The sequence below is a fragment of the Halorubellus amylolyticus genome (assembly GCF_034808145.1).
Lineage (GTDB): Archaea > Halobacteriota > Halobacteria > Halobacteriales > Natrialbaceae > Halorubellus.
Genome location: NZ_JAXHGM010000002.1, coordinates 298,373 through 313,738 on the forward strand (window position 1 = coordinate 298,373; position 15,366 = coordinate 313,738).

Below are 15,366 nucleotides of genomic sequence, written 5' to 3' on the forward strand. Positions count from 1 at the left end.
GTTAATGTGTTGACTGGACACCGGTGAAAGGAGATGAAACCGGTCGAATAATCTCGTCATTATATGCGCCTGTCCGTCCATGGTGCAGATACGATGGCTTCCCCGCTCTCCGACTCCCGCGTCCTCCCTCGCTCGCGGCAGGTCACCGAATCGGTCGTCAAACCAGTGCGCTTCCTGGGGTTCTGGAGCGCGGTCGCCCTCCCGTTCCTCCACATCCCCCTGCTGCTGACCGGGCTCGAGGGCACCCCGGACACGCTCGCGTTCCTCGCGCTGTTCGCGCTGAACGTCCTCGCGCTCGTCGTCGGCCACGGACACGGCGACCACTGAACGGAAACGTCGCGTCGACCACCGCCCTCCTCCAATCCGTCGACAACCGCACGCGTCGCGTCGCCGTACTCGTTCTCAGGACGACAGCACGCGTCGGAGCGACGAGACCTCCTCGCGGAGCGCGTCGCGCTTCACGAGCGCGAACCCCGCGAAGATGACGAGGAAGCCGAGGACCGTGTACGCGGTCGGCACCTCGTCGCGGACCGCCCACCCTGCGAGCGCGGCGAAGATGGGTGCGACGTAACTCACCATGTTGATCTCGATCGGGCCGAGGCGCTCCAGGAGATGGAAGTACAGCAGGAACCCGACGGCGGAGGCCGCCAGCGAGAGGTAGAGCAGCGAGAGGACCGCGTTCGTCGTCCACGACACGGCGAACACCTGGCTCTCGCCGACGCCGAGCGAGATGACGTGCATGATGAGTGCACCGCCGGCCATCGACCAGGCCTCCATCGTCTCGATGGGGAGGTCGGCGTCGGGGACCTTCGTCAGGACGCTCCCGAGCGCGAACGACGCGGCCGCGAGGAAGACGAGCGTCTTCGCGACGACGCCGCCGGCGAGGAGGTTCGCGGGGTCGGGGCGGACGAGGACGGCGACGCCGACGAGCGCGAGGAGCGTGCCGCCGACGGTCGCCGGGGTCACGGGTTCGTCGGGGACGAACAGCCGCGAGAACACCGTCGTCAGGACCGGTGAGAGCGCGACGAGGACCGCGGCGACCGCGGACGTGACGGCGGGGTCGGTCTCGCCGACGAACAGGAACGCGTGGTACGCGGCGATCATGAGGGTCGCGCCGGCGGCGACCATCGTCCACTCGGCTCGGCCTCGCGGAATCCAGTGGTCGATGCGCCAGGCGGCGTACGCGAGCATGATGATGCCGGCGACGTCGTACCGGAGTGCCGCGAACAGTACCGGCGGGAGGCCCGCTTCGAGTCCGGTCTTGATGGCGAGGAACGCGCTGCCCCAGACGGCGGCGAGCGCGACGAACAGGGCGACGTCTCGATAGCGACTCACGTCGAAGTCGACGACGGGCCACCGCCTCAATGCTTCGATTCGAAGGGGCCTCTGCCGCTACCGAAACTCCGGAGCGCTCCAGTGTGCTATCTTCTCTCATGGGGGATGGATTTAAGTTCCGGAATCGCATCCTGTCAGCCATGGCCGCTCACGGCCGTCCCGCACTGCGGGACCTGTTCGATGAGTCGCCGACCCCCCACATCGCGCACCCGCCCCGGACCCACCATCGCGACTTCTACGTGGCGACGGACGGCTCGTTCCGCGCGAACGACGACGGGGGTATCGGCGCCGTCATCGAGACTCGAGACGGCGAGCGCGTCGCTCGCATCGCCGCGAGCGACGACGCCCCCGACAACAACGTCGCCGAGTACCGCGCACTCCACCTCGGCCTCGACGTCGTCGCCGAGCGCGCACCGGGCACGGCGAGCGTCGGCGTCCTCGTGGACCACGACGAGCTCGCGGCGAACGTGAACAACGCCGTCCTCGCCGGTCGCCACCCGGACTGGCAGCCGACCCAGCCCATCGCGGTACCGACCGCGAGCGAGCACCACTGGCGGGGCATCCGCGCTCGCGTCTCCGGGTTCGACGAGGTGCGCGCCGCGCGCATCCACTCGGAGGACAACCCCGCGCACCCGCTCGCGAACGCCCCGCGAGAGTACGCGCACGTCAACGAGGAGGCCGACCGGTGCGTGCTCCCGGAGTCACCGGGGTCCAGCCCGCAGTACCCGCCGCCGAGCCGCGCCGACCGCCACGCCTCCGACTGATCGGTCGCCTGGCGGGTCGGCCATCGCCCCGCGTCACGGGCCGGTCTCTCGCTCTCGATCCGCAGGATTCGGCCTCGGAGCCGGTCAGGCGACGACGGACACCGTCGTCTCGTCGAGCAACTCGAACACGGCGCGCTCGCCGGGCGCGACCGTCTCGCGGACGAGGACCGCGCCGTCGACCGCCAGCGTGAACACGTACGTCTCGCCGCGCTCGCAGAGTCCGGAGAGGTGCGCGCGCTCCCCGTATGTCATCTCGCGGACGTCGTCGTGCGCGACGGTCCCGTCGTCGCGGACCAGCCGGTATCGTACGGGCGTGCTCCCCGACGTCGTGGACACCACCTCCAGCGTCGACGGCTCCGCGAGGTCGCCCTCGCCGGACGCCGCCTCGTCGCTCTCGGGCGCGTCGCTCGCCGAGGACCCGACGCCGTCCAGCCGGTCCGGGCGCGACGTCGTCGCGGACGCGAACTCGCCGGCGTGAGACGCACCGACCACTCCAGCACACGTCACGCTGACAGCGCCCGCAACGAACTCGCGTCGCTTCACACGCACACCGACGACCGACACCGAGAAAAGCCGGCCGGAGAGACAAACGCGGATTTGACCAACCCGAACGGCGACGACTCGGCGGTCGCGGCCCGCAGAACGCGGGCGGAAAGCCGGTCGTGGGGCCTGACAAAAGCCGGCCGCGACGGCTCGCGTTACTCGTTCTCCTGTGCGTCGACGACGGCGACGCCGGCGAGGTTGACGATGTCCTTGACCTCGTCACCGCGCTGGAGGACGTGCACGGGCTTGTCCATGCCGACGAGCATCGGGCCGATGGCGTCCGCGCCGCCGAGGCGCTGGAGGAGCTTGTACCCGATGTTCCCGGCTTCGAGGTTCGGGAACACGAGGACGTTCGCCGGGCCTTCGAGGTCGCTGAAGTCGTACGTGCCCTCGAGGATGTCGTCGACGACCGCGGTGTCGGCCTGCATCTCGCCGTCGACGGGCGCGTCGAACTCCGGGTTCTCGCGGAGCATGCGCGCCGCGCGCCGCGGCTTCCGGGTGCCGGGGTTGTCGACGCTCCCGAAGTTCGAGTAGGAGAGCATCGCGACGCGCGGGTCGACGTTGAACTCGCGGGCGAGGTCCGCGGTGTGCTCGGCGACCTCCGCCAGCACCTTCGCGTCCGGGTCCTGGTTCACGGTCGCGTCCGCGCAGAAGATGACGCGGTTCTTGAACGTCAGCATGTAGACGCCCGCGGCGTAGTCCGCGTCCTCGGCGGTACCGATGACCTGCAGCGGCGGCCGGAGCGCGCTCGGGTAGTGATGGGTCAGCCCGGTCATCAGCGCGTCGGCGTCACCGGACTCGACCATCACGCTCCCGAAGTAGTTCGAGTCCCGCCGCACGAGGTCCTCCGCCTCGTTCCTCGTGAGGCCCTTGCGCTTGCGGATGTCGTGCAATCGCTCGGCGTACGCCTCGTACTCCTCGGCCTCGCGCGGGTTCGCGACCTCCGGCTCGAAGTCCAGCCCGAGACGCCCGGTCGTCTTCGCGATGCGGTCGGGGTTCCCGATGAGCACCGGTTCCGCGATGCCCTGCTCTTCGAGCTGGTACGCCGCCCGGATCATCTTCTCGTCCGTGCCTTCCGCGAGCGCGATGCGCTTCGGGTCGCTCTTGGCCTTGTTCAGGACGACGCGCATCATCTCGCGGGACTTCCCGAGCCTGGCTTCGAGGCGCTCCTCGTACGCGTCGAGCTCGACCTCGTGACGCGCGCACCCGGAGTCCATCGCGGCCTCCGCGACCGCGGGCGCGACCTCGAACAGGACGCGCGGGTCGAGCGGCTTCGGGATGATGTAGTCCGCGCCGAACTGGAGGGGCTGGTCGCCGTACGCCTTCACGACCGCGTCGGGGACGTCCTTCTGTGCGAGCTCCGCGAGCGCTCGCGCCGCGGCGACCTTCATCTCCTCGTTGATCTCGGTCGCGCGAACGTCGAGCGCGCCGCGGAAGATGAACGGGAACCCGAGGACGTTGTTCACCTGGTTCGGGTAATCGGAGCGCCCGGTCGCCATGATGACGGTGTCGTCTCGAGCCTCTTTCGCTTCCTCGTACCCGATCTCGGGGTCGGGGTTCGCCATCGCGAACACGATGGGGTCCTCGGCCATCGCTCGCACCATCTCCTGACTGACGAGGCCGCCGATGGAGAGGCCGACGAACACGTCCGCGCCGTCCATCGCGTCCGCGAGGTCGCCGCCGGGGACGTCCCGCGCGAACTGCTGCTTGTACTCGTTGACGTCGCCGCGCTCGGCGCGCTCGGTCGTGATGATGCCCGAGGAGTCGCACATCGTGATGTTCTCCTTCTTCGCGCCGAGCGAGACGTAGAACCGCGCGGTCGCGATGGCCGAGGCGCCGGCGCCGGAGAACACGATGTCGAGGTCCTCGAGGTCCTTGCCCGCTATCTCGGCGGCGTTGACGAGCGCGGCGCCGGAGATGATGGCGGTCCCGTGCTGGTCGTCGTGGAAGACGGGGACGTCCATCGACTCCTTGAGCGCCTCCTCGATCTGGAAGCACTCCGGCGCCTTGATGTCCTCCAGGTTGATGCCGCCGAACGTCGGGCCCATCGCGTCGACGGCCTCGATTATCTTCTCGGGGTCGTCCTGGTCGAGCTCGACGTCGAACACGTCGATGTCCGCGAAGCGCTTGAACAGCACGCCTTTCCCCTCCATGACCGGTTTCGAGGCCTGGGCGCCGATGTCGCCGAGGCCGAGGACGGCGCTCCCGTTGGAGACGACGCCCACGAGGTTCCCCTTCGCGGTGTACTTGTACGCGTCGTCCTCGTCCGCCGCGATGGCCTCGCAGGGTGCGGCGACGCCGGGCGAGTACGCGAGCGAGAGGTCCCGCTGGGTGTTCGTCGGTTTCGTGGTCGATATCTCGAGTTTCCCCGGGGGGTCCTCCGCGTGGTAGTCCAGTGAGTCCTCGTCGAGTCCCATGGTCGAACCCACCACCGGCGCGGACTAAAAGGTAATCGAAAGCGACGTTCGACGACTGTCGAAAACTGGGTGGCGCGGTCGGGGGCGTCCATGGTCGAACCGCGACGTTCGACGTCGTCCGCGACGAGCGCGACGGGTCACGGGGTCGTCACGTGACGTACGGCGCGAGGCGACCGCGTTCAGGCGTCGTACACCGCGGGACGCTCCAGGGTCACGTCGAAGCCGACGGCGTCGACCGCGACGGTCGGCCAGTCCTCGCCCGCCGTCAGCGGCTCGAACCCGTCGTCGTCCACGAGGACGGTGCCCTCGCTCTTGGCGCCCTCGACGGTCGGGTTCCACGCGTACCCCTGCGGGAGGTGAACGGGCTCCGTGCTGGTGGGGTTCGCGACCCATTCGCGGCCTGCGTACCCGGCGGCGCCGCCCTGGTGGTGCTCGCGCCACTCGTCGGGCCACCCGACGGCGTCGTAGGCGTCCTGAACGTGCTCGAAGACGTCCGCGGCGGTGCCGTCGTCGTGGCCGACCGCGCGCGTCGCGGCGAGCGCGGTCATCTCCACGCGCGCGGCGGCCTCGTGGCGGTCGGCGAGCCAGTCTGGCGCGTCGAACGCGACGGTGCGGGAACACGACGCGTAGAGGCCGTCGTCGTACGCGGTCACCGAGACGACGGCGTAGTCGCCGAGCTGGTTCTCGGTCGGCGTGCAGTGCCGGTAGGGCGCGGCGCGGTCGGCGCCGCCGACGAGCACGACCGGCGCGGTGAGCTCGCGCACCGAGAGCGCGACCGAGAGCGCGGACGCGACCTCGCCCTCGGTGTCCGTCGACTGCAGCTCCTCGCAGACCGCCTCGACGGCCGCGGCGGTGCGTCGCCCGACGTCCGCGTACCGCTCGCGGTCGCGCTCGGAGAGCGGCTGGCGGAGCGCGCTCGCGTCCACGTCACCGAACCCGGGCACGTCGACGTCCGCGACCGCGGGCTGGCTCCCGACGGCCGCGACCGCCGCGGGCAGGTCCCGTTCGTGCCACGGGTACTCGACGACGGTCGCGTCCTCGGCGAGCTCCTCGTCGCGCAACCGCTCGGTCTCGTTGTTCGGTGCGACGACGGTCACGTCCTCGCCGTCGTACCCCGCCGCCGCGACGCCGATACCGGCCTCGTGGTCGACGCGGTTGTCGCCCCCGGTCAGCCACGCGAAGCCCTCGGGGCGCGCGAACCACACGGATGCGAGGTCCTCGGCCGCGAGGTAGTCGTCGAGTCGCCGTCGTTCCATACCAGCGCGGTCGAGTGGACGCGCCGTAATCCCGTCGGTTCGTCCGCTCCGGCGCGGCCGTTCGAGCCCGCTCGCACCGACACGTTGGGACGCGAACACCTAGCCCCGGGATTATTACGAGGCCGTTCGGTACTGGATGTCGACATGTGTGCCCGTTCGACCTCCGACCACGACGCAGCGACCGGCGGTAGCACAGCCCGCAGCGGTATCGACGCGTCCACCGCCATCCGCGGTGCCGCCGGTGGCGCCGCGGCGTTCGTCGCGACGTACGTCGTGTCGTTCCTCCTCTGGACGTTCGTGAAGCTCCCCGAGCCCGATAGCATCGGCGAGGCACTGAACCAGGCCGTCATCGGTATCGTCCGCGACAGCGTCCCCGCGTGGAAGGCCGCCGGCTACGTGCTGTTCAACGCGCAGTTCGTCGAGGTGACCTACGAGGGGGCGCTCTCGGAGTCGACGTTCAGCCTCATCGCGCTCGCGGACAGCTCGCTGCTCGCGCTCGCGTACCTCGTCCCAGCCGTCGCGCTCGTCGCCGCCGGCTACGTCGTCGCGTCCTCGCCGAACATCCGCGGCACCGGCCAGTCCGCCGCCGCGGGCGCGCTCGTCGTCGTCGGCCAGCTCGTGCTCGTCGTCGTCGGCGCCGTCCTCTTCGGTGCCGAGGGCGACGCCGGCAGCCTCACCGTCCCGCTCGCGAACGCCATCATCCTCGCCGGCGTCGTCTACCCCGTCGTCCTCGGCGCCATCGGCGGCGTCCTCGCCGACGTCGCCTGAATCGACCGTACTCGAAGCGCGGCTCAGAATCGACCGTACTCGACGCGCGGCTTCGAACCGACCGTTCTCGACGCGTGGTTCCGAACCGACCGTTCTCGACGCGTGGTTCCGAACCGACCGTTCTCGACGTCGCTTACAGCTCTCTGGCGACCATCTCGCCCCAGTGCGCGAACCCGTGGCGGTCGTAGAACGCCTTCGCGCGGTCGTTCTCGCGGTCGACGTCGAGGACGAGGCGGTCGAGCGGGAGCGACTGGTCGCTGGCGAGTTCGACCGCGGCGTCCATGAGGTCGTCCGCGACTCCCGAGCCGCGCGCGTCGGGGACGACGTAGAGTTCGTTCAGGACGGCGGCGTCCCAGACGAACGCGAGGCGCTCCGGGAGCACGAACACGTATCCGAGGAGCGTCTCGCCGCCGTCGCCGTCGGGCGCGCTCGCGACGGTCACGCAGCGGCCGTCGTCCGCCACGCAGCGCTCGACCCAGTCGAGCCAGTCCGCGCGGTACGCGTCGTCGAGCTTCGCCGCGTACGTCGCCTGCTTGTCGTCGTCGCCGGTGCCCTCGCCGAGCCCGGTCTCGAACCCGGTCTTCAGTGCCCAGAGCGACTCGCGGTCGCGCTCCTCGTCGTACGGGCGGATGGTCGCGTCCATGCTCGACGATGCAGCCGGCACCGACAGTAACGTTCCGGTCCCGGCGAACGCACCGTCGGCGTCAGCGCTCGCGGACGTCCTCGACGACGCGCCCGGCGACGACGAGCGCGCCGGTCGCGACGAGCAGGAGCTGGGTGCCCGAGCCCGCGAGCGGGAAGACCCGCTCCTGCACCTCGGGTTCGCCCTGCCGGTCGGGGTTGGTGTCGGCGCCCGTGTGGTACTGGCGTTCGTTCGTCGACCCGAGGCTCGCGTCCTTCACGGGCTCCTCGTTCCCGAGGTCGACGAACGTCTGCACGAACCCCTTCCGGTCGCTGAGGTACGTCCGTCCGGTGACCTCGTAGAACTGGTCGTGGACCGGCCAGAGGACGTTCACGCCGTTGGTCACCATGTCCGGGCCGATGCCGGCGAGCGCGATCGCGACCACCGAGACGCCCGCGACCCGCGGCGCGTGCTCCCCGAAGCGCGCCCGGAGCCACGACCGCTCGCGGACGCGGACGTCCCAGACGACGAGCGCACCCAGGACGACGGGAAAGAGCACGGTGTGGAACGCGGACCGATGTGCGCCGACCACCACCCAGCCGAGGAACGTGTCGAGGTCGACCGCCGCGACCGACGCCAGCACCACGAGGATGGCGCGCGGCGAGAAGGCCCCGGCGAGGAGCGCACACCCCACCAATCCGCCGAGCGCCACGTGCACGAGCGTCGAAGGCATACCACGAGTCACGGACGCGGGTACCAAAACCCTATCCCGGCCGTCGTCTCACCGGGTGCTCGCACGCCGTGCGCTCGGCCGTCGCGTGCGAGCCCCGGCGTCAGTCCTCGCGGTGCTTGCGCGCGAGCCGGTCGACGTCCGCGTCCGCCTTCCACTCGCCGAGCTCCTTCGGGTCGACGTGCACGAACACGTCGTCGACCTCCGGGAGGTCGCGTATCGCGTCCATCACCTCGGTCTCGATGTCGTGCGCCTCGAACAGCGTCCGGTCCCCTTCGACCTCGATGTGCAGGGCGACGTCGACCTCGGGGCCGACGTAGTGCGCGACGACGTCGTGCGCGCCCTCGACGTCCGGATGCGCGAGCGCGCGGTCGACGATCTCGACGCGGAGTTCCTCGGGCGGGGCGTTCCCGACGAGGTACCCGACGTTGTCGCGGACGATTTCGACGCCCGTGTAGCAGACCGCGAGTGCGACGAGGCTCGCCGCGAGCGGGTCGAGGAGCGGGTAGCCGGCGCGCGCGCCGAGGACGCCGACGAGCGCTGCGCTCGCGGTGAGGACGTCGTTCCGGTTGTCGAGCGCGGCGGCCTTCAGCGCCGGCGAGTGCGTCGCCTCGCCGCGCGCGTACACGACCCGGTAGAGGACGTACTTCGCGACGCCGGAGGCCGCGAGGATACCGACCGCGGAGAACCCGGTCGTGACCGTCGCGTCGCCCGCGAGGAGCGTCGTCCCGGCCTGGTAGAGGATGGCTCCACCGGCGGCGAACACGCCCGTGGCGACGAACAGCGCGACGAACGGCTCGATGCGCTCGTGGCCGTGGGGATGTTCGAAGTCCGGTGGCTGGGTCGTGTAGTAGAGCCCGACGAGGACGAAGACGCTGTAGGCGGCGTCCGCGAAGCTGTTCGCGGCTTCCCCGCCGACGGCGAGACTCCCGCCGTCGAGGTAGACGAGGCTCTTCCCGACGGCGAGCGCGAGGTTCACCGCGAGGACAAGCGCGCCCATGCGCCGCATCGTCGTCGCGTCGCTCATCGCGTCAGGGTACGACGCCGGGTATCAAGGGCGTGTCGACTCCACCGACCGCACGAGCATACGGCCGCCGCCAGGCGGGCGTTTCTGGTGGAACCGACCGCACGAGCATACGGCCGCCACCAGGCGGGCGTTTCTGGTGGATTGGACAGCACGAGCATACGGCCGCCACCAGGCGGGCGTTTCTGGTGGATTGGACAGCACGAGCATACGGCCGCCGCCAGGCGGGCGTTTCTACCGTGAGTCACGTGGGTGCGAGAAGGGCATCAGACGGGACGAGGGTACGGCCGGTTCGAGGTGTCGTTCCGTGCGTCAGAACTCGACGACGCCGCTGTCGGCGACTGTCGCGTCGTCTTGGTCGCTGAAGGCGTCGTGGAGGCGGTCGTAGGTGTCGGTGACGGCTTCGACGATGACCGTCGTGTCCGAGAGGACGGGCATGAAGTTCGTGTCGCCGGTCCAGCGCGGGACGACGTGCGTGTGGAGGTGGTCGTCGATGCTGCCGCCGGCGGCGCTCCCGCCGAGGTTCTCGCCGGCGTTGTAGCCGTCGGGTGCGAACGCGGCGTCCATCGCGTCGATGGTGCGTTGCTTGAGGCGAGCGTGCGCGAGGAGCTGGTCGTCGTCGAGCGCGCGCCAGTCGCCGCCGTGCGCGTCCGGGATGACCATCGCGTGGCCGGGGTTGTAGGGGTAGTTGTTGAGCATGACGACGGCGTCGCCGTTCCGTGCGAGCACGAGGTTGCTGCGGGCGTCTTCGCGTTCGGGGAACTCGCAGAAGACGCAGTCGACGTCGGGGTTCTTGTCGTCGCGTTCTACCCATTCGATGCGCCACGGCGCGAACACCTGGTCCATACCGCTTCGAGGGGCGGCCCCGATTTGAAAGCATGGCTTCATACGTGTGTGATAACCGATAGTAACGCCGTGGGAATCCCCCGGCGAGCATTGACAACCGATTGAAATGCTATCCACAAGGACCGGAGAAACGCTCTAGAGGGCTTCTTAGGCGGTTTGGGGCTGTCTACGTCCTCCGAACGGCCTCGTTGGTCCCCCGTCGGGTATTTTTCGTCCCCGGGCATCGAAAACTGACGAATCGATTTATTACCAACCAGGGTAACATGTGGTCTGTAGATGGCAACGACTGACAACTCCTTCGACGGCCTGACGGAGCACTGCACCGACTGCGACACCGACACGCTGCACCAGGTGTCCGTGCAGATCCGGACGGAGAGTCTGAAGGAGGAAAATGCGGAGTTCTCGCGCGAACCCTACCGCGTGGCCGAATGCCAGCGCTGTGGGTCCCGCTCGAGCCAACGCATGAACAACGCTTAGACGCATAGGTGGGCACGGGGGTGTCCAAAAAACCAAGCTGCCGCCGGCACTGGGGTGACGGCGGCACGCGGATTCTTTCGGGACCACGGACCGACTAGGATACGCCGACCGCCAGGTCGGCGTTTCTGTTGCGGATAGCACGAGCGTACGCCGACCGCTAGGTCGGCGTTTCTGCTGTTGACGTCGGTTACCGCGAGCGCGTGGTGATCTCGCAGCCGTCCTCGGTCACGATGATCGTGTGTTCGCGCTGACTCACGAGACAGCCGTCGTCCTCCTTCAGGACGGGATAGCCGTGGACGACGTCGTTCATCTTCAGGCGCCGGAGCGCCATCTCCGGGCGCGGGACGTCCAGCCAGCGCGTGGCGAAGGGAAGCGTCTTGAACTCCTCGGTGATCTGCTCCAGTGCCTGCCGCGCGGATCGGTCGCGGACGGACGCTTCGCGTTCCAGCGAGTAGATCTCCTCCTGCTGGCCTTCCGAGACTTTCCCCGAGCCGTCCGTCGCGAACGGCTCGATGGCGACGACGTCACCGACCTCCAGGGTCGTTCCCTGCGAGACGCCGCGGTTCGGGATGTTCGGCGCGGTGTGTTGCTCCCAGTGCCCGAGCCCGTGCCCGGTGAGGTTCACGACCGGATTGTAGCCGTACGCGTCGATGACGTCCTCGATCTCCGCGCCGATCTCGCCGGTGTCGACGCCCGCCTCGACGACGTCCAGCGCCGCGTCGAGCGCTTCCTCCGCGGCTTCGACGAGGTCCTGGTTCCCGGAGAAGTCGACGGTGACGGCGGTGTCGGCGAGCCAGCCGTCGATGTGCACGCCGATGTCGAGCTTCACCATCTCCTCGCCGACGACGCGGTCGTCGTCGGGGCCGGCGGCGCCGTGGGCGGCCTCCTCGTCGACGCTGACGTTCACGGGGAACGCGGGCGTCCCACCGAGCTCGCGGATGCGGTCCTCGGCCCACTCCGATATCTCGAGGTAGCTCGTCCCGACCTCCAGACGGTCGGCGGCCTCGTCGCGGACTTGCGCGAGTATCTCGCCGGCCTCCCGGTGCTTCTCGTACTTCTCGGCGTCGAGGTCGACGTCGCTCATACCCCAGCGTAGACCCGTCCGCGAGAAAGAGGTTGCGTCTCCCCACGCGAATCCGCGACCACGACCGACGCCCCACGCAGCCACCGCGACCGCATCGCGTCCCGTGGCCGTCCCCGCGCATCGCCTTCCGGTCGCCATCGACCGTACGATGCTCGTTAGCGTACACATTCTACATAGCCGCATAGAGTCGTCATAGCAACGCTTTACGTGCGTTCCAGTTCATATAGGCCAAGTCCGTGACAGCCGACCGACTCGACTTCGACGACACCGACGGTGCCTGTCATCGACGCATCGACCTCGACGACTGGGACGACGTCTTCGTCGTCGGAGACGTCCACGGTTGCTTCGACGCACTGCAGCGACTGCTCGCGACGCTCGAGGTCACCGCGGACGACCTCGTCGTGTTCGTCGGCGACCTCGTCCGGAAGGGCCCGGACTCGCGGGCGGTCGTCCGGACCGTCAGCGAGGCCGAGAACATGCTCTCCGTCCGCGGGAACAACGAGGAGAAGCTCCTGCGCGGGGAGACGGAACTCCCCGAGCTCTCCGCCGTCGACGTGGAGTACGTCCGGTCGATGCCGGTCGTCGTCTCGTGGGACGACGGCGTCGTCGTCCACGGCGGTATCGACCCGCGGAAACCCCTCGGCGAGCACGACGTCGACGACGTCCAGAACACGCGTTCGCTCACCGACGACTCCTACGGCCGCCCGTTCTGGTGGGACGAGTACGCCGGCGACCGGCGCGCGTTCTTCGGGCACACCGTCCTCTCCAGTCCGGTCGTCCGCGAGCACGCCGTCGGGCTCGACACCGGCTGCGTGTACGGCGGCGACCTCACCGCGTACGACGTCCGGAACGAGGCGGTCGTCGCGGTCCCGCTGCGCCGCGAGGGGCTCTCCCGGAGCGACGACGCCATCGTCGACACCCGCGAACGCCTCTCCGCCTGAGTGACCCGCTTCTCGATGTCCGATACCGACGACGCGGCGACCCACGGGAACGACTCGACCGACCGGGACGAACGCGCAGACGACGCACCCGAACCCGATGCCGACGACGCACCTAAACCGGATGCCGACGAACGCCGTCGTATGCCTGTTGACGAGGACTCGGACGCGCCCGCGGACGCCGACGTCGCGTCGCTCGACGCGCCAGCGAACGACGGTGCGAGCGCGTCCGGCGGTGCACGCGCGGACGGCGACGGGGCGGCCGCGCGACCGTCCGCGACGCCGGCCGTCGACCCGGACGACGTCGACCTGGACGACGACGCGCTCTACCTGAACCGCGAGCTGAGCGAGCTCGCGTTCCAACGCCGAGTCCTCCACGAGGCCGTCGACGACCGGAACCCCCTTCTGGAGCGCGCGAAGTTCCTGTCGCTGTTCACCTCGAACCTCGACGAGTTCTTCATGAAACGCATCGGCGGCCTGAAACAGCAGATGGACGCGGGCGTCACCGAACTCACGCCCGACGGCCGCACGCCGCGCGAGCAGTGGCGCGAATCCATCGAGACGGCCGAAGCGCTGTTCGAACGCCAGTCCCGCTGCTATCGGGAGAGCGTCGAGCCCGCGCTCGCCGACGCCGGCATCCACCTCCTCGACCACGACGACCTCACCGACGAGCAGTCCGAATCCCTCCGCGAGTACTTCGAGGCGCAGGTGCTCCCGACGCTCACGCCGCTCACGTTCGACCCCGCGCACCCGTTCCCGTTCATCTCGAACCTCAGCCTCTCGATGGCGATACTCACGCGGCAGTCGCCGGACGCGAACGTGAAGTTCTCGCGCGTGAAGATCCCACAGAACCGGCCGCGGCTCGTGCGCGTCGACGACAAGGACGCCGGCGACGCCCACGCCGAGTTCGTGCCCCTGGAGCAGGTCATCGGCGCGAACCTCGACCTCCTGTTCCCCGACACCGAGGTCGTCGACTGGTCGACGTTCCGCGTCACGCGCAACGCCGAGGTCCGACGGAACGAGGAGGTCGCGGAGGACCTCATCGACATGATCGAGGAGGTGCTGCGCGAACGCCGGTTCGCGACCGTTGTCCGCTTGGAACTCGCGACCGGGACGCCCGACCGCGTCCGCGACCTCCTCGTCGAGCACCTGGACGTCGACGAACGCGAGGTGTTCGTCCGCGACCCGCCGCTCGACTACCGGGACCTCATGCGACTGCACGGGCTCGACCGCCCGACCCTGAAGTACGACGACTGGACGCCGAAACCGCACCCGCGGTTCACGCGCGTCCAGGAGGACGAGGACCGGACGATATTCGACGAGGTCCGCGACGGCGACGTCCTCGTCCATCACCCCTATCACTCGTTCACGCAGACCGTTCACGGGTTCATCCACGAGGCCGCGCACGACCCGGACGTCCTCGCGATCAAGGCCGCGATCTACCGGACGGCGAAGGACTCGAACGTCATCCAGAGCCTCATCGAGGCGGCCCAGAACGGGAAGGAGGTCGCGGTGATGGTCGAACTGAAGGCGCGGTTCGACGAGGAGAACAACCTCCGGTGGGTGAACCGCCTGGAGGAGGAGGGCATCCACGTGGCGTACGGGACGCCCGGGTTGAAGACGCACACGAAGACGACGCTCGTCGTCCGCGAGGAGACCGACGACGTCCGGCTGTACAGTCACGTCGGGACGGGGAACTATCACTCGGAGACCGCGAAGACGTACGAGGACCTCGGGCTCTTCACCGCGGACCGGGACGTCGGCCAGGACCTCGTGAAGCTGTTCAACTTCTTCACGGGCCACTCGATGCACGACGACTACCGTCGGCTCCTCATCGCGCCGACGAACATGCGCGAGCAGTTCCTCGACCGCATCCGCCACGAGACCGAGGTCGCTCGCGAGGGCGGAGCGGCGCGCATCGTCGCGAAGATGAACCGCCTGGAGCACCCCGAGGTCATCAGGGCGCTCTACGAGGCGTCGATGGCGGGCGTCGAGTGCAAGCTCATCGTCCGGGACATCTGTCGGCTCCGCCCCGGCATCGAGGGCGTGAGCGACAACGTCGAGGTGCACAGTATCGTCGGGCGGTTCCTCGAGCACTCGCGCGTGTTCTACTTCGAGAACGACGACCCCGGCTTCTACATCGGGTCGGCGGACTGGATGGTCCGGAACCTCGACAACCGCGTGGAGGCGAACGCGCCCGTCGAGGACCCGCGGTTACAGCGCGAGCTGGCGCACGTGCTCGAACTGAACCTCGAGGACAATCGTCGTCGCTGGCGGATGCACGCGGACGGGTCCTACGAGCAGGTGCGGCCCGCGGACGGCGAGGGGGTCAGGGACCTCCACGAGCGCATGATGGCGCGTGCGGAGGGCGGCCTGGACGTGTGGGACGGACCGGTCGAGCTGTTCGAGGACTGACGGCGACGCGCTCGGTCGAGTCGGGCGCCGTCAGTCGTCGTCGGCGATCCACGCGCAGTCCGGGCACGCGTCGACGCCCTGGACGTTGATCGTCTTCGTCCCGCACTCGGGGCAGGCCGTGCGACGGTGCTGGGTCTGTTCGAGCAT

15 protein-coding genes are annotated in these 15,366 nt (G+C 69.2%); 6 read left to right on the forward strand and 9 right to left on the reverse strand.

Annotation, left to right across the window (positions count from 1 at the left end; all coding sequences use genetic code 11):
• The first annotated feature begins 93 nt into the window (after window positions 1-93).
• Window positions 94-327 carry a DUF8028 family protein gene (locus tag SM754_RS07215; protein WP_323675551.1) on the forward strand — a complete coding sequence of 78 codons (234 nt, stop codon included), beginning with the start codon at window positions 94-96 and terminating at the stop codon, window positions 325-327.
• Between the two features lie 75 nt (window positions 328-402).
• Here the strand turns inward: SM754_RS07215 and SM754_RS07220 are convergent, their stop codons facing one another.
• Window positions 403-1,335: a DMT family transporter gene (locus SM754_RS07220; RefSeq protein ID WP_323675552.1), complete on the reverse strand. Its 933-nt coding sequence runs from the start codon at window positions 1,333-1,335 to the stop codon at window positions 403-405.
• A gap of 140 nt (window positions 1,336-1,475) precedes the next feature.
• Between SM754_RS07220 and SM754_RS07225 the strand changes: the two genes are divergently transcribed.
• Entirely contained in the window at window positions 1,476-2,099 is a 624-nt protein-coding gene (locus SM754_RS07225) for a reverse transcriptase-like protein (protein WP_323675553.1), read from the forward strand.
• Window positions 2,100-2,183: 84 nt separating this feature from the next.
• Here the strand turns inward: SM754_RS07225 and SM754_RS07230 are convergent, their stop codons facing one another.
• The 3 genes from SM754_RS07230 to SM754_RS07240 form a co-directional block, all read right to left on the reverse strand.
• Window positions 2,184-2,642, reverse strand: coding sequence for a hypothetical protein (locus SM754_RS07230; RefSeq protein ID WP_323675554.1), 459 nt, complete (start codon window positions 2,640-2,642; stop codon window positions 2,184-2,186).
• A 155-nt stretch (window positions 2,643-2,797) separates the two neighbouring features.
• Window positions 2,798-5,059 (reverse strand): NADP-dependent malic enzyme, encoded by a 2,262-nt coding sequence (locus SM754_RS07235; RefSeq protein ID WP_323675555.1) that lies wholly within the window; start codon window positions 5,057-5,059, stop codon window positions 2,798-2,800.
• 179 nt (window positions 5,060-5,238) lie between these two features.
• Window positions 5,239-6,315: a M24 family metallopeptidase gene (locus SM754_RS07240; RefSeq protein ID WP_323675556.1), complete on the reverse strand. Its 1,077-nt coding sequence runs from the start codon at window positions 6,313-6,315 to the stop codon at window positions 5,239-5,241.
• Between the two features lie 144 nt (window positions 6,316-6,459).
• Between SM754_RS07240 and SM754_RS07245 the strand changes: the two genes are divergently transcribed.
• Entirely contained in the window at window positions 6,460-7,083 is a 624-nt protein-coding gene (locus SM754_RS07245) for a DUF7978 family protein (RefSeq protein WP_323675557.1), read from the forward strand.
• 133 nt (window positions 7,084-7,216) lie between these two features.
• Here SM754_RS07245 and SM754_RS07250 read toward each other — a convergent pair whose 3' ends face one another.
• The 4 genes from SM754_RS07250 to SM754_RS07265 form a co-directional block, all read right to left on the reverse strand.
• Window positions 7,217-7,726, reverse strand: a complete 510-nt coding sequence (locus tag SM754_RS07250) for a GNAT family N-acetyltransferase (protein ID WP_323675558.1) — start codon at window positions 7,724-7,726, stop codon at window positions 7,217-7,219.
• Window positions 7,727-7,787: 61 nt separating this feature from the next.
• Window positions 7,788-8,438, reverse strand: coding sequence for a metal-dependent hydrolase (locus SM754_RS07255; RefSeq protein WP_323675559.1), 651 nt, complete (start codon window positions 8,436-8,438; stop codon window positions 7,788-7,790).
• Between the two features lie 100 nt (window positions 8,439-8,538).
• Window positions 8,539-9,462 (reverse strand): cation diffusion facilitator family transporter, encoded by a 924-nt coding sequence (locus SM754_RS07260; protein WP_323675560.1) that lies wholly within the window; start codon window positions 9,460-9,462, stop codon window positions 8,539-8,541.
• Window positions 9,463-9,771: 309 nt separating this feature from the next.
• Window positions 9,772-10,305 (reverse strand): HIT family protein, encoded by a 534-nt coding sequence (locus SM754_RS07265; protein ID WP_323675561.1) that lies wholly within the window; start codon window positions 10,303-10,305, stop codon window positions 9,772-9,774.
• Between the two features lie 276 nt (window positions 10,306-10,581).
• On the opposite strand from SM754_RS07265, the gene SM754_RS07270 reads away from it, so the two are divergent.
• A complete protein-coding gene (locus SM754_RS07270; protein WP_323675562.1) occupies window positions 10,582-10,782 on the forward strand; it encodes a DUF7835 family putative zinc beta-ribbon protein in 201 nt (66 codons plus the stop codon).
• A 187-nt stretch (window positions 10,783-10,969) separates the two neighbouring features.
• Here the strand turns inward: SM754_RS07270 and map are convergent, their stop codons facing one another.
• On the reverse strand, window positions 10,970-11,866 hold the full coding sequence (map, locus tag SM754_RS07275) for a type II methionyl aminopeptidase (protein ID WP_323675563.1): 897 nt from the start codon (window positions 11,864-11,866) through the stop codon (window positions 10,970-10,972).
• Window positions 11,867-12,102: 236 nt separating this feature from the next.
• Between map and SM754_RS07280 the strand changes: the two genes are divergently transcribed.
• Complete coding sequence (locus SM754_RS07280; protein ID WP_323675564.1) at window positions 12,103-12,807, forward strand: metallophosphoesterase; 705 nt, start codon at window positions 12,103-12,105, stop codon at window positions 12,805-12,807.
• Between the two features lie 15 nt (window positions 12,808-12,822).
• The gene (gene ppk1, locus SM754_RS07285) at window positions 12,823-15,219 is read left to right on the forward strand and encodes a polyphosphate kinase 1 (protein ID WP_323675565.1); all 2,397 of its coding nucleotides are present in this window, start codon (window positions 12,823-12,825) and stop codon (window positions 15,217-15,219) included.
• Window positions 15,220-15,366 lie beyond the last annotated feature (147 nt).